At 52.7% G+C, this 12,830-nt stretch carries 12 protein-coding genes; 8 read left to right on the top strand and 4 right to left on the bottom strand.

Features of this window, described 5'->3' with window-relative positions; translation table 11 throughout:
- Nucleotide 1 precedes the first annotated feature (1 nt).
- The 4 genes from G006_RS0121010 (at nt 2) to mgtA (ending at nt 7,319) form a co-directional block, all read left to right on the top strand.
- The gene (locus G006_RS0121010) at nt 2-1,126 is read left to right on the top strand and encodes an ABC transporter permease (protein ID WP_020485188.1); all 1,125 of its coding nucleotides are present in this window, start codon (nt 2-4) and stop codon (nt 1,124-1,126) included.
- Nucleotides 1,127-1,430: 304 nt separating this feature from the next.
- Complete coding sequence (locus G006_RS0121005) at nt 1,431-3,824, top strand: phosphoketolase family protein (protein ID WP_033194295.1); 2,394 nt, start codon at nt 1,431-1,433, stop codon at nt 3,822-3,824.
- A 7-nt stretch (nt 3,825-3,831) separates the two neighbouring features.
- The gene (locus G006_RS0121000) at nt 3,832-4,470 is read left to right on the top strand and encodes a histidine phosphatase family protein (protein ID WP_020485186.1); all 639 of its coding nucleotides are present in this window, start codon (nt 3,832-3,834) and stop codon (nt 4,468-4,470) included.
- 257 nt (nt 4,471-4,727) lie between these two features.
- Nucleotides 4,728-7,319, top strand: a complete 2,592-nt coding sequence (gene mgtA / locus G006_RS0120995) for a magnesium-translocating P-type ATPase (RefSeq protein ID WP_020485185.1) — start codon at nt 4,728-4,730, stop codon at nt 7,317-7,319.
- 161 nt (nt 7,320-7,480) lie between these two features.
- On the opposite strand, the gene G006_RS28945 is transcribed toward mgtA, so the two are convergent.
- On the bottom strand, nt 7,481-7,606 hold the full coding sequence (locus G006_RS28945; protein WP_235048915.1) for a hypothetical protein: 126 nt from the start codon (nt 7,604-7,606) through the stop codon (nt 7,481-7,483).
- Nucleotides 7,607-7,730: 124 nt separating this feature from the next.
- Entirely contained in the window at nt 7,731-7,904 is a 174-nt protein-coding gene (locus tag G006_RS28940) for a chemotaxis protein CheB (protein ID WP_200860479.1), read from the bottom strand.
- Between the two features lie 147 nt (nt 7,905-8,051).
- Here G006_RS28940 and G006_RS0120980 point away from each other — a divergent pair, with 147 nt between their 5' ends.
- A complete protein-coding gene (locus G006_RS0120980) occupies nt 8,052-8,282 on the top strand; it encodes a DUF883 family protein (protein WP_020485184.1) in 231 nt (76 codons plus the stop codon).
- A gap of 223 nt (nt 8,283-8,505) precedes the next feature.
- On the opposite strand, the gene G006_RS0120975 is transcribed toward G006_RS0120980, so the two are convergent.
- Nucleotides 8,506-9,453, bottom strand: a complete 948-nt coding sequence (locus tag G006_RS0120975) for a hypothetical protein (RefSeq protein ID WP_020485183.1) — start codon at nt 9,451-9,453, stop codon at nt 8,506-8,508.
- A 502-nt stretch (nt 9,454-9,955) separates the two neighbouring features.
- Here G006_RS0120975 and G006_RS0120970 point away from each other — a divergent pair.
- The 3 genes from G006_RS0120970 to G006_RS0120960 all read left to right on the top strand — a co-directional run bounded on the left by G006_RS0120970 (nt 9,956) and on the right by G006_RS0120960 (nt 12,259).
- Complete coding sequence (locus G006_RS0120970; RefSeq protein WP_020485181.1) at nt 9,956-10,516, top strand: PRC-barrel domain-containing protein; 561 nt, start codon at nt 9,956-9,958, stop codon at nt 10,514-10,516.
- Nucleotides 10,517-10,545: 29 nt separating this feature from the next.
- Nucleotides 10,546-11,850, top strand: a complete 1,305-nt coding sequence (locus tag G006_RS0120965; protein ID WP_026147201.1) for a PQQ-dependent sugar dehydrogenase — start codon at nt 10,546-10,548, stop codon at nt 11,848-11,850.
- 85 nt (nt 11,851-11,935) lie between these two features.
- The gene (locus G006_RS0120960; RefSeq protein ID WP_020485179.1) at nt 11,936-12,259 is read left to right on the top strand and encodes a ferritin family protein; all 324 of its coding nucleotides are present in this window, start codon (nt 11,936-11,938) and stop codon (nt 12,257-12,259) included.
- Nucleotides 12,260-12,340: 81 nt separating this feature from the next.
- On the opposite strand, the gene G006_RS26145 is transcribed toward G006_RS0120960, so the two are convergent.
- Nucleotides 12,341-12,814 carry a DUF1772 domain-containing protein gene (locus G006_RS26145; RefSeq protein WP_020485178.1) on the bottom strand — a complete coding sequence of 158 codons (474 nt, stop codon included), beginning with the start codon at nt 12,812-12,814 and terminating at the stop codon, nt 12,341-12,343.
- Between the last annotated feature and the right edge of the window lie 16 nt (nt 12,815-12,830).

Here is a 12,830-nt window from a genome sequence, read left to right as displayed (position 1 = left end):
AATGGAAACCCTACTCAACATCTACTACCTAGGCATCAAAGAACTCCGCAGCCTCAGCCGCGACACCATGATGCTGGTAATGATCCTATTCTCCTTCACCGGCCAGGTGTATCTGATTGCAACCGGCGTGCCCCAATCCTTGCACAAAGCGCCAATCGCCATCGTCGACGAAGACCGTTCGCCACTCTCCACCCGCATCATTAACGCTTTCTATGAACCCTACTTTTTAACGCCGGTGATAATCGATCAATACCAAACCGATCACGGCATGGACGTTGGTTTGTATAGTTTTGTGCTGGATATTCCCTCGCATTTCCAGCGCGATATGTTGGCCGGCCGGCAGCCGGCGCTGCAATTGAACATCGACGCCACCCGCATCTCCCAAGCATTCATCGGCAATACCTATATCCAGACCATTTTAAACGGCGAAGTCAACGCTTTTGCTCAAGGTCGTCGGGCCGTCATAACCCTACCGGTAGAATTGGAGATTAGAACCCGCTTCAATCCCAATTTAAGCTCAGTGTGGTTCGGCTCGCTGATGGAAGTAGTGAATAGCATCACCACCTTGTCCATCATTTTGACCGGCGCGGCACTGATCCGCGAGCGCGAGCACGGCACGATCGAGCATCTATTGGTGATGCCGCTGACGCCATTTGAAATCATGTCAGCCAAAGTGTGGTCGATGGGCTTGGTCGTGGTGGTGGTAGCGACTGCGTCTATCATTTTTGTGGTGCATGGCTTACTGGAGGTACCGATTCAAGGCTCCCTGGGCTTGTTTATTTTGGGTATGTTGCTGCATCTGTTTGCCACTACTTCATTAGGCATATATTTGGGAACTTTGGCCCGTTCAATGCCTCAACTGGGGCTGTTGATGTTGATCATCTTGTTACCTTTGCAAATGCTGTCCGGCGGCATGACCCCGCGCGAAAGCATGCCGGTGCTGGTGCAAAACATCATGCTGGCAGCGCCGACCACGCATTTCGTGTCACTGGCGCAGGCTATTTTGTATCGTGGGGCCGGCTTTGGCATTGTTTGGAAAGATTTTTTGGCTTTGATCGGGATTGGCGGGGTGTTTTTTGCGCTGGCTCTAAATCGATTCAGGAATACCATTAGTTCAATGGTTTGAGGATAAGTGTCGCGGAAGCGACGGGGTTTTTCCCGTTATTCCGCCCCGAGCATCGCAGCTTTTAGCGAGAATGGCCCGCAGGGGAGCGGCAAGGATGCCGCTCGTTTTCGCAGGGCCAGGGATGGCCCTTCGAAAACCCTCGCCAAAAGCGAGAAGCACAGGATTAAGGCGGAATTCCGGGTGGCCTTTTCTTTGGATACTTTCTTTTGGCCACGCAAAAGAAAGTATCGCGGTTGTCGGTCCGCGAACCGACATATAAATAATCTGTCGCGATAGCGACTCAACCATATAAGGGATCTGGCACATGACGACTAAGACTACGATTACGACATCGAACACTGCACCTCTAAGCCATGAAGAGCTAAGCAACATCAACGCCTATTGGCAGGCCTGTAATTATTTAGCCGCAGGCATGATTTACCTCCGCGATAACCCTTTGCTGAAAGAACCTCTTAAACCGGATCACATTAAAAACCGACTACTGGGCCACTGGGGTTCCAGTCCCGGCTTGAGTTTTATGTATGTCCATCTGAACCGGCTGATTAAACAATACGATTTGAATGCGATTTTCCTGGCCGGCCCCGGCCACGGCGCACCCGGCGTATTGGCACCGGTGTATCTGGAAGGGACTTATGCCGAGATTTATCCGAACAAGGGTGAAGACGAAGAAGGTTTGTTGCAGTTTTTTAAAGAATTTTCCTTTCCCGGCGGCATCGGCAGCCATTGCACGCCGGAGACACCGGGCTCGATCCATGAAGGTGGCGAGCTGGGCTACAGTATTTCCCACGCTTACGGCGCCGCTTACGACAATCCGGATTTGTTGGTAGCAGTGGCGGTTGGCGACGGCGAAGCCGAGACCGGACCACTGGCGACGTCCTGGCACTCCAATAAATTCCTGAATCCGATCCGTGATGGCGCGGTGCTGCCCATCCTGCATCTGAACGGTTACAAAATTAACAATCCGACCTTGCTATCCCGAATTCCCCATGAAGAGCTGGAACAGTTGTTTCGCGGCTATGGCTATACGCCCTACTTCGTGGAAGGTAGCGATCCGGAAACCATGCACCAATTGATGGCCGGGGTGATGGAAACGTGTGTGCTGGAGATTCGGAGAATCCAACAGGAAGCCCGTACGAGCGGTATTCCTACCCGTCCGCACTGGCCGATGATTATCCTGCGCAGCCCGAAAGGCTGGACCGGACCGAAAGAAGTTGACGGACATAAAGTGGAAGCCTTCTGGCGCGCCCACCAAGTGCCGCTGGCCGGCGTGAAAGACAATCCGGGGCATATGCAGCTATTGTCGGATTGGCTGCACAGTTACAAACCGGAAGAACTGTTCGATAGTAACGGCAAATTGATTCCGGCACTTAAAGCCCTAGCGCCAACCGGTAACCGCAGGATGAGCGCCAATCCGCACGCCAACGGTGGCCTGTTGCGTAAAGCGTTACGGATGCCGGATTTTCAAGATTATGCCTTGGCCTTGGATGGCCGCGGCAAAGTGTCGGCGGAAAATACTCGACCGCTGGGTAAATTTCTACGCGACATTATGAGCGCCAATATGCATAACTTTCGGGTATTCGGGCCCGACGAAAATAGCTCTAACAAGTTGGATGATGTTTACAAAGCCAGCAAAAAAACCTGGCTGGCTGATTACCTGCCGGAAGATGCCGACGGCGGTGAACTGGCGACGGATGGCCGGGTGATGGAAATGCTCTCCGAACATACCCTGGAAGGCTGGCTGGAAGGCTATTTATTGACCGGTCGGCATGGTTTTTTTTCGTCCTACGAAGCCTTTGTGCATGTGATCGATTCGATGTTCAACCAGCATGCCAAATGGCTGGCGATGTCCAAGGCCGTATCCTGGCGCGCGCCGGTGTCCTCGTTGAATTTGTTGATTACCTCGACGGTCTGGCGCCAGGATCACAACGGTTTTACCCATCAAGATCCCGGTTTTCTGGATCTGGTGGTCAACAAAAGCCCCTCTGTGACGCGTATTTATTTGCCGCCCGATGTGAACTGCCTGCTGTCTGTGGCCAACCATTGCCTGCAAAGCACCGACTACATCAATGTAATTGTCTGCGACAAACAAAAGCATCTGCAATACCTGGATATGGACGCAGCGATCAAACATTGCACCAAGGGCATAGGCATCTGGGAATGGGCCAGTAACGACGATGGTGCCGAACCGGACCTGGTGATGGCCAGCGCCGGCGACATTCCGACCAAGGAAGCCTTGGCGGCGGTCGTATTGCTGCGCGAGCACTTTCCACAACTGAAAATTCGTTTCATCAACGTGGTCGATCTCTACAAATTGGTGCCCGCCAGCGAGCATCCGCACGGTCTGTCGGATCGGGATTTTGACAGCCTGTTTACCGTCAATAAACCGGTGATATTTAATTTCCACGGTTATCCGTGGCTGATTCACAGACTGGCCTATCGGCGTCACAATCACGCCAATATGCATGTGCGCGGCTATAAGGAAAAAGGCAGCATCAACACCCCGCTGGAACTGGCAATCCAAAACGAAACCGACCGTTTTAGCCTGGCTATCGATGCGATAGACCGGATTCCGGCTCTGCAAGTGTCGGGTGCGCACGTCAAAGAAAAGCTGCGCGACCGGCAAATCGACTGCCGAAATTATGCTTACCAAAACGGTATAGACCGTCCGGAAGACGATCAATGGCATTGGCCGTATTGAGGCGACTATGAGCTTGAAGATCTATTTGCTGCGCCACGGCGAGACCGCATACAGCCAACGCGGCGCGTTTTGCGGATCGCTGGACCCGGATTTGACGGCTGAGGGCAAGGCAATGGCGCAAGCCTTTGCCGATGCCTATCGCTCGCTTACCTGGAGCGATGTCTTCGTCAGCCCAATGCAACGCGCTATCGCCACCGCGCAGCCCTTGTGCGATGCATTGAGTCTGACCATGCAATTCCGTGCGGGCTTAAGGGAAATCAGCTACGGTGCCTGGGAGGACCAGGAACAAGACTATGTCAATCAGCACCATGCGCAGGACTACCTGCGCTGGCAAACCGATCCGGCCTGGAATCCTCCCACCGGAGGCGAAACGGCCATGCAAATCGCCGCCCGCGCCCTGCCGGTCATCACCGAAATCCAAACCCAATACAAAACCGGTAATGTGCTGTTGGTGTCACACAAGGCAACGATCCGTATTTTGTTGTGCAGCTTATTGGGCATCGATTTGGGGCGTTATCGGGATCGTATCAATGCGCTCGCCGCTTCGGTAAGCATTATCAAGTTCACTGAATACGGGCCGATGCTGGAAGTGCTGGGCGACCGCAATCATTTGCCCGAGAATTTGCGACAACGGGCTGGGACTTGATTTGCCGTCACCGCCAATTGCTGATTTACATCGAAGAAACCAGTAAAGATTCCCGGACGATCAATGGCTTTAAATTAAGGCACCTTCCCCCTTTGTAAAAGGGGGATCGAGGGGGATTTATTCAGAAAATCTCCCCCTAACCCCTCTTTTCCAAAGAGGGGAATAGACCTATTTAAATGGCATATCACAGTAAGGAGAGAAGGAAATTTCTTTGATATTTATCGATCCTTTTAACCGAGCCAACTATCGAGCAGCCTATGAAAAAATCTAACGACAAAGTTAAAGCCGATACCGAAATTTGGTGGCTACAGTCACCTTCGCAACTGCGCACCGCGCGCGCTAACGACATGGGTGGTTTATCGAGTGCCGAAGCCAGTGCAAAATTGGCCGAGTGCGGTCCCAATCTGTTCCGCGATCATCAGCAACAGGCATTACTGTTGCAATTTCTGGCGCGCTTCAAGAATCCGCTGGTGATTTTGTTATTGGTCGCCAGCGCAATTTCTGCATTCACCGGCGAGCTTACCAACTTTGTGATCATCAGCATCATGGTGCTGTTCAGCGTTACCCTGGATTTTGTCCAGGAACACCGGGCTGGCAAGGCTGCGGAAAGTTTGCGGCATTCGGTTTCGGTGAAAGCCAGGGTAATACGCGATGGCAAACCTATCGATGTGCCGGTGACCGACGTGGTTCCCGGCGATGTCGCCCTGCTCTCGGCTGGCGATATGGTGCCGGCGGACGGCTTGCTGATGGAGGCCTGCGACCTGTTCGTCAAACAGGCTTTGTTAACCGGCGAAGCCTACCCGATCGAAAAACACCCAGGCGAGTTACCCGCCGATGCCACCGATATTCAAGATGCCAGCAATGCGGTGTTCATGGGCACCACAGTCATTAGCGGCAGCGGCAAAATGCGGGTGATTAAAACCGGCACGGTTACCGCGATCGGCGCTATCGCCGATAGCCTGACCAGTAAACCGCCGGCGACCGCGTTTGAAGTGGGCACTCATCGTTTTGGCTTGTTGATCATGCGGCTAACGGTTTTGCTGGTATTGTTCGTGTTATTGGTGAATGCTTATTTGGGCAAACCCTGGCTAGAATCTTTTTTGTTTGCTGTAGCTCTGGCGGTGGGTTTGACGCCGGAACTGCTGCCGATGGTGGTTTCGGTCACACTTTCACGCGGCGCGATGCACATGGCCGAAAAGCGGGTGATCGTCAAACGCCTGGCAGCGATCCAAAACCTGGGCTCGATGGATGTGCTATGTACCGATAAAACCGGCACCTTAACCGAAGCAAAAATTCGTTTGGAACAACACGTCGATCCGCAAGGCCAACCCAGTGCGCGAGTGCTGGAACTGGCTTATCTGAACAGTTTCTTCGAAACCGGTCTGAAAAGCCCGCTGGACGAGGCCATCCTCGCACATGAATCCATCGATGTCAGCGCTTGGCAAAAAATCGACGAAGTACCCTTCGATTTCGAGCGGCGGCGGGTATCGGTGTTGCTGGATAAGGGCAATGGCCGCTTGCTGGTGGTGAAAGGCGCGTCCGAAGAAATCATCACCCTCTGCACCCACTACGAACAGCAAGGCAGCGACGTGCAAGTGCCGCTCGATCCCGCCAGTCGAGCCAGGATCCACGAACAACACAACGCGCTGGAGCGGGAAGGCTTCCGGGTGTTGGGCATCGCCTGGCGCGAAGTGCCGCAAGATCATCCGCATGCGGTAGTTGGCGACGAAAGCGAGTTGATCTTTGCCGGCTTTGCCGGCTTCCTTGATCCGCCGAAACAAAGCGCCGGCGCTGCGCTAGCGGCATTAAAAAACAGTGGTGTGACCGTCAAGATCGTTACCGGCGACAGTGATCTGGTGACCCAACACGTCTGCGCGCAGTTAAATATTCCGGTCATCGGCGTACTGATGGGCAAAGACATCGCCGCCATGGACGATCACGCTTTGCGTATCCGCGTCGAAAAAGCCAATCTATTTTGTCGGGTCAATCCGGCGCAAAAAGACCGTGTCATCCTGGCACTAAAAGCGCGCGGCCATGTAGTCGGTTATTTGGGTGACGGCATCAACGATGCACCATCCCTGCATTCAGCCGATGTCGGCTTGTCGGTGGATTCTGCGGTCGACGTTGCCAAGGAGGCGGCCGATATGATTTTGCTGGATCAGGATTTACAAGTTTTGCATGACGGCGTGCTGGAAGGCCGACGTACTTTCGGCAATATTTTGAAATACATCATGATGGGCACCAGCTCCAATTTCGGCAATATGTTCAGCATGGCTGGCGCCGCGCTATTTCTACCCTTCTTGCCGATGCTGCCGACCCAAATTTTGCTGAACAACATTCTCTACGACGTCTCCGAAGTGCCGATTCCTTTGGATCAGGTCGATGCGGAAGAACTGCGTACTCCACGGGTATTGGACATGAACTTCATCCGCAATTTCATGCTGGTGATTGGCCCAATCAGTTCAGCGTTCGATTTTTTGACCTTTTACATTCTATTGACGATATTGAAAGCCGACGAAGCCTTATTCCAAACCGGTTGGTTCGTCGAATCCCTGTGTACCCAAGTGCTGGTCATTTTCATTATCCGTACTCGCGGTAACCCGTTCAAAAGCCGCGCGCATCCGTTGCTGGTCGCCACCTCGCTGTCGATTGCGTTGATTGGCGCCATCCTGCCTTTTACCCCACTAGGCAGTTACTTCGGCTTTGTTCCCCCACCGGCCCAGTTTTATTTAATCCTGGCGGCGATGGCGGTCTCTTATCTGTTCGTGGTGGAACTCGCCAAAAGAGGTTTTTACAGCTGGCATAAAAAACACGGCAAGCCGCAACGCGTCGGTCATCGCTCGATATGAACCAAACCGACTAGCTTCGGCAACACGGATATAGGCATCGCACTTCAAATTTCGCTTTTGCCCCCTCACCCCGACCCTCTCCGGCGAGGGAGCAGATGTGCCAGTATTTGAAGTGCAAAAGGTATAAATTAGGTAGGGCTAAACAACCATTTTTTTGAATCCTAAACGACGCAGCCACTTGCGGCAGCGCCGGCGATGCGGACAATTTCTTTAGCAATATTTTCCGGCGACAACACAAAATCGATACAGCCGCTGGCGATGGCACTCTCTGGCATGTCTGGCTGAATCGCCGTATCAAGCGTCTGTGCAATAGTGATACCGCCTACTTCTTTGATGCCGCATAGCGCGGATGAACACGCGGTTAGCGGTGATTTGTAATCTTTCCGTGATTAATTCGATCGGCATCTTGGTTTAGCGCGGCAGCACTTCATGGAGCTGGGTCGGCATAATGATGATGTGATTGACGATGACAATAGCAACGCCCATGTCGGACGGGAGATTTTGCAATAGCCGAATATAGGCATCCAACCCGCCAGCCGAGCCGCCAACACAAACGATGGGGAAGTTTTTTAAGGTATTAGTCATAGTTGATATCGCCACTTCTGTTACTCAGGTTTAGCGTTGCTATAAACCGGCAATATGTACGCAGTCGAACAGACCGCTGTGGTACGAAGCGGTATATTCGAGGCTCAAGCCTGATTGACATAAGGCTCTCTGCAATAGGAAACTCTGATGGACACCCTGGACAAAGCCTCAAATTACGCACATGAAACTTACGATAAGCTTGCCGATGTTGCCGCCAATACGGCGGAGACACTTGCGGAAACGCGCGACGAGTTGATGGATGCCGAAAAAAAACTGATGAAAAATAGCCGCCGCTATATCCGCGACAACCCGATAACCGCTTTGGGCATTGCGGCAGCGGCCGGCTTTCTGCTGAGTAGCTTGTTGCGCTGCCGTTAAATAGTAAAAAAGCATTGTATATGCGTTGCCGCTTAGCGCAAATTGACACCAAGACTGCCGCGTTGCCAAACAACGCGGTTTCTTTTCGGTCAAAAATGGGTCAGTAAAGCAATCAAAATAATGATTGGAATGGGTATACCCAGCAATAACAGTAAAAGCGAGCGCATGGTTAGTCTCCTGGTTTTGAGTTAAACGATGTTATGAATAGCGTGCCAGCCATCAGCTAAAGGTCTCTATCTACATAGGTTTCGCTATCACGCTGCCTGCCGCCGAACGTCGCAGCCAAACTTGCCACAAACGCACCTAACAACAGCGCCACCACCATCCATAGCGAAGAGTAGGCTGCCAATCTTCTTGCATCGTCAGCAGTCTGTTTAAGGCTTTGCTCGGTTTTGGTCAGCTCAGTTTGTGCCTTGGTAAAAACATTAATCACGCGCTTTTCGGCATCAGCTCCGGACAAGCCGGTTTGCTTGGCGACGACTTGTCCCAAGTATTTTTGATCTTCCGCCGGCAAACCATTCAAGCGCAGACCGTTGGCAAAAATTCGCGACGCCTCGCGCCATACCAAGCCAAGGTCCTTTTCCAGCATGTCGGTGGGTGATTGCACCGACCGGAACAAACTATCGACCCAATAACTGAACTCGCTATCGCCAGTATGCTTACGCTCATCTGCTCCCTTTGACGGCAGATTGGGAATACCGACAGGCGCACGAACACCGGCTAGTTCGGCGCTGGTCGATACCGCTGTAGTATTCGCCGAAGCGCCAATTGCCAAAAGATTGCCGGCTACGGTACCCAATAGCACTGCCGTTACCAACGATGCAATCGCCCAGGCCAGCAAGCCGTGAGCCGTATCCCGGAAGTACACTTCGTCGCTGTGCACGCTGGCCCACCTGACACGCAGCCGCCCAGCCAGATAACCGCCCACGCCGGACGCTAAAATTTGCGCAAAGCTCAGCCAGAGAATCGCGGAAATACCGATAGCTGTTGCACTGACGCCCTGATAGGACCAAGGCGAAATCGCCGGAAAACCCAGGCCCACACCCAAAATCAGCAGGATTAAGGACAGCGCCGCCGCCGTGGCCGCACCGGCAAAAATCGAACCCCAGGACACCCCGGAAGCAGTGGTATCGGGTCTTTCATCCAAAACAGTTTGCTCTAATGTTGTCATGATCACTCCTAATTAGAACCCTTGATAGGGGTATTCCCGGCAAGATGAGCGGCCGGAGTAACCATAGACACAGCGGTTTTTCCCCGGCTATCGCCTCTGGGGTCGGTGATTTGAGTGCCAACGATATTCGAAGCCTTTTCGGGCGAATTTGAAAATTTAGGCTGGTGGCTCATGTCAGTTCTCCGGTTGTGAATGGCAGTGCACAGTAATTCAGGCTTCACTATATCCAGCGTTTGGAATACCTCGCTAAAGCTAGACAGTAAATACCGAGCTCAGATTAGCCTTTAGAGCATGCAGACTCAGTACGCTAGCGCACGTATATCCGCGCAAAGTTACCGGAATAAGGTCGGTACGCCAGCGTACACAGTCTAAAACCAGTCTGTTCGACAGCGCACCGACAATGTTTTCGCTGTCCGATAAAGTTGAAGTGAGTTTGCAGCACCTGTGAAGGTGCCGATTCAAGCTATCGAAGCACTATTCTTATAAAACGCCGGAGAACAAGATGAAAAAATTAATTCCTATAGTAGCCGTGTCCGTTCTGAGTGCGGCATTGGCAGGTCCGCTCTATGCCGATGACGTAAAAGACAAACAAAAAGACCTTCATGAAAAGCAAGAGGAACTCGGCAAAAAACAAGAAGAAGTCAAAGAAAAACAGGCCGAACTTAATCAAGCCAACCAGGAAGTCGCAGTAGAACGCGCCCAGGAAGCCAATAAGTCGATGCAGCAGGTCAGCCGAGCCAGCAAGATCACCGGTGCCAAAGTGAAAAACACCACCGGAGACGGTCTCGGCGACATTAAGGACTTGGTGATCGATCCGGCGACGGGACAAGTCGTCTATGCAGTCGTTTCTTTCGGCGGTGTCATGGGTATGGGCGACAAGCTGTTTGCCATTCCCTGGAGAGCACTGCATTGGACTAGCCCTAAAGATTATTACGTCCTTGATCTGGATAAAGACACCTTAAAAAAAGCACCGGGTTTTGACAAAAAGCATTGGCCGGCAAACTCTGAAAAATGGGAAGAGCAACGCCAGGCGCTCGGTCAGTTTTACCGCGTAACACCTTAACCGTGCATCACCTGCCCCGCATTAGACAGGTGTTGCCATTCACTACGCTGGTGATCATGCTGTCGGCGTGCGGCGAATCGGCGCAGTTGCCGATTTCGGCGGGCACAGGTCTATATCCGCAACTGCCGCCACCCCATCCAAGCTGGATTCCCACAGTCAACATTGCGCAGGCAGTGGGCTGGCCGGACAATACTAAACCGATACCGGCACCAGGCCTGACAGTTAACGCCTTTGCCGGTAATCTCGATCACCCGCGTTGGCTCTACGTGCTACCGAATGGCGATGTGCTGGTCGCCGAGACCAATGCCCCGCAACGGCCCGACGATGGCTGGGGCATCAAGGGTTGGTTGATGAAGCAGGTTTTAAACAATGCTGGTGCCGGAACGCCCAGCGCTAATCGCATCAGCTTGTTGCGCGATGTTGATGGCGACGGCGTGGCCGAGACGCGATCAGTATTTCTGGAAGGGCTCAATTCACCCTTCGGCATGGCGCTGATCGGCAACGATTTCTACGTAGCCAACACCGATGCGCTGATGAAGTTTCGCTATACGGACGGCGAAACACATATCGCTGAAGCGGGCATCAAAGTGCTGGGCCTGCCGGATGGCCCCATCAATCATCATTGGACGAAAAATCTGCTGGCCAGTCGAGATGGGACACGGCTGTATGTGACCGTGGGATCTAACAGTAATGTCGGCGAAAATGGTATGCAGCAAGAATCCGAACGTGCCGCTATTTGGGAAGTAGATCCGCAACACGGCAGTTACCTGGTGTACGCGTCCGGTCTACGCAATCCCAACGGACTGGCCTGGGATCCGGACGGCGGCGCCCTTTGGACGGTGGTTAACGAGCGCGATGAGATCGGCAGCGATTTGGTACCGGATTATTTGACTTCGGTGCCGCCAGGCAGTTTCTTTGGCTGGCCTTACAGTTATTACGGCCAACATTTAGATCAACGCGTACAGCCGCAACGACCGGATCTAGTGGCTAAAGCCATAGCGCCTGACTATGCGTTGGGGCCTCATACGGCCTCACTCGGTCTGGTTTTTTCTCACAGCGCCAATTGGCCGGCGCCGTTCAATAACGGGATGTTCATCGGTCAACACGGTTCGTGGAACCGCGAGCCGCGCAGCGGTTATCGGGTGATCTTTGTGCCGTTTCAGGCTGGTAAACCCAGTGGGGAACCCATCGATATCTTGACCGGTTTTGTTAGCGAAAACGATGAAGCCTACGGTAGGCCGGTGGGCGTCGTTATCGATAAACGGGGAGCCTTGTTGGTGGCTGATGACGTTGGCAATATCATCTGGCGCGTCTCAGCTTTGGCCCCTGAATAGTAAAACAACCCTTACGCTGACCAATTTACGAAATCCCTAGTCAAGCCGTTTTGGCTATCAAATTCACCGCAAACAGGAGACAACAATGTCCAGTGTCGGTTATCAGGAACCTATAGAAGAACTATCCATCGAAACACGCGACATGCACCGAGCCCTGGTATCGCTAATGGAGGAATTGGACGCCATTGATAATTACAACCAACGTGCCGATGTTTGCGCAGATAAAGCACTCAAGGCTATTTTTGAACACAATCGGGACGAAGAAAAGGAGCACGCAGCGATGTTGCTGGAGTGGATTCAACGCCAGGACTCCCGCTTCTCCAACAAACTCCAGGTCTACTTGTTTTCCAAAAAGGAAATCGCGCATTCGGGTGAAGCGGATCAAACCCCAACGGGAGGCACAGTGTGATCCTACTTGGAGAGGCCTAGAGATTTGCGGCAAGGATAAATACTCAGGACAACCTATTGAGAATTCGCCATGGCTGGCACTTCACTCACCGATCTCAAAAAATACTGAAAGCTGCAGCAAACTCAGCGCAATCAGCTGAAGCACAAAGCGAATTGCGTGCCCCGTTTCCCAGTTTATCCGATACTCAGCCCAATTGACGGGTATTGACGTGGGCGTCGCACCAAAAAACACTGCATTTGCTGGCGCCACAAAAACGAAAAATACGACCGGAAATGCAAGCAGCAATGTGCAGCCAGCGCCGAGGGTGAGCCAACACGAACGTTTTGTTTTGCGCAGGAAAAACGCGAGCATAAGCGTGGCAAATATTGCCGCCGGTTCGAGAAGGCCGCCGATGTGCGGCGGACCCCAGGCAACATAGAGGGTCTTTTGAATGGTGATATACAGCGCTGCGTCGTAGAGCATTTTCGCCGGGCGCTCTAGGACATGCGCGAACGCCAGACCGAGAAGTAGCGCCACCAAAAAGATTGTCAGGAAGCGCCAAATATTAATCAGCATGGATTTCTCTCCGGTT

The sequence above is a fragment of the Methylomonas sp. MK1 genome (assembly GCF_000365425.1).
Lineage (GTDB): Bacteria > Pseudomonadota > Gammaproteobacteria > Methylococcales > Methylomonadaceae > Methylomonas.
The sequence above is the reverse complement of the archived record's forward strand: the minus strand, read 5'-3'. Positions and strand labels throughout refer to the sequence as shown.

Excerpts from the sequence above, each read along its gene's own strand:
- G006_RS0121010 (WP_020485188.1), top strand. The coding sequence starts at position 2 with ATGGAAACCCTACTCAACATCTACTACCTAGGCATCAAAGAACTCCGC.
- G006_RS0121000 (WP_020485186.1), top strand. The coding sequence starts at position 3,832 with ATGAGCTTGAAGATCTATTTGCTGCGCCACGGCGAGACCGCATACAGC.
- G006_RS28940 (WP_200860479.1), bottom strand. The coding sequence starts at position 7,904 with ATGACTAATACCTTAAAAAACTTCCCCATCGTTTGTGTTGGCGGCTCG.
- mgtA (WP_020485185.1), top strand. The coding sequence starts at position 4,728 with ATGAAAAAATCTAACGACAAAGTTAAAGCCGATACCGAAATTTGGTGG.
- G006_RS0120960 (WP_020485179.1), top strand. The coding sequence starts at position 11,936 with ATGTCCAGTGTCGGTTATCAGGAACCTATAGAAGAACTATCCATCGAA.
- G006_RS0120970 (WP_020485181.1), top strand. The coding sequence starts at position 9,956 with ATGAAAAAATTAATTCCTATAGTAGCCGTGTCCGTTCTGAGTGCGGCA.
- G006_RS0120980 (WP_020485184.1), top strand. The coding sequence starts at position 8,052 with ATGGACACCCTGGACAAAGCCTCAAATTACGCACATGAAACTTACGAT.
- G006_RS0121005 (WP_033194295.1), top strand. The coding sequence starts at position 1,431 with ATGACGACTAAGACTACGATTACGACATCGAACACTGCACCTCTAAGC.
- G006_RS0120975 (WP_020485183.1), bottom strand. The coding sequence starts at position 9,453 with ATGACAACATTAGAGCAAACTGTTTTGGATGAAAGACCCGATACCACT.
- G006_RS26145 (WP_020485178.1), bottom strand. The coding sequence starts at position 12,814 with ATGCTGATTAATATTTGGCGCTTCCTGACAATCTTTTTGGTGGCGCTA.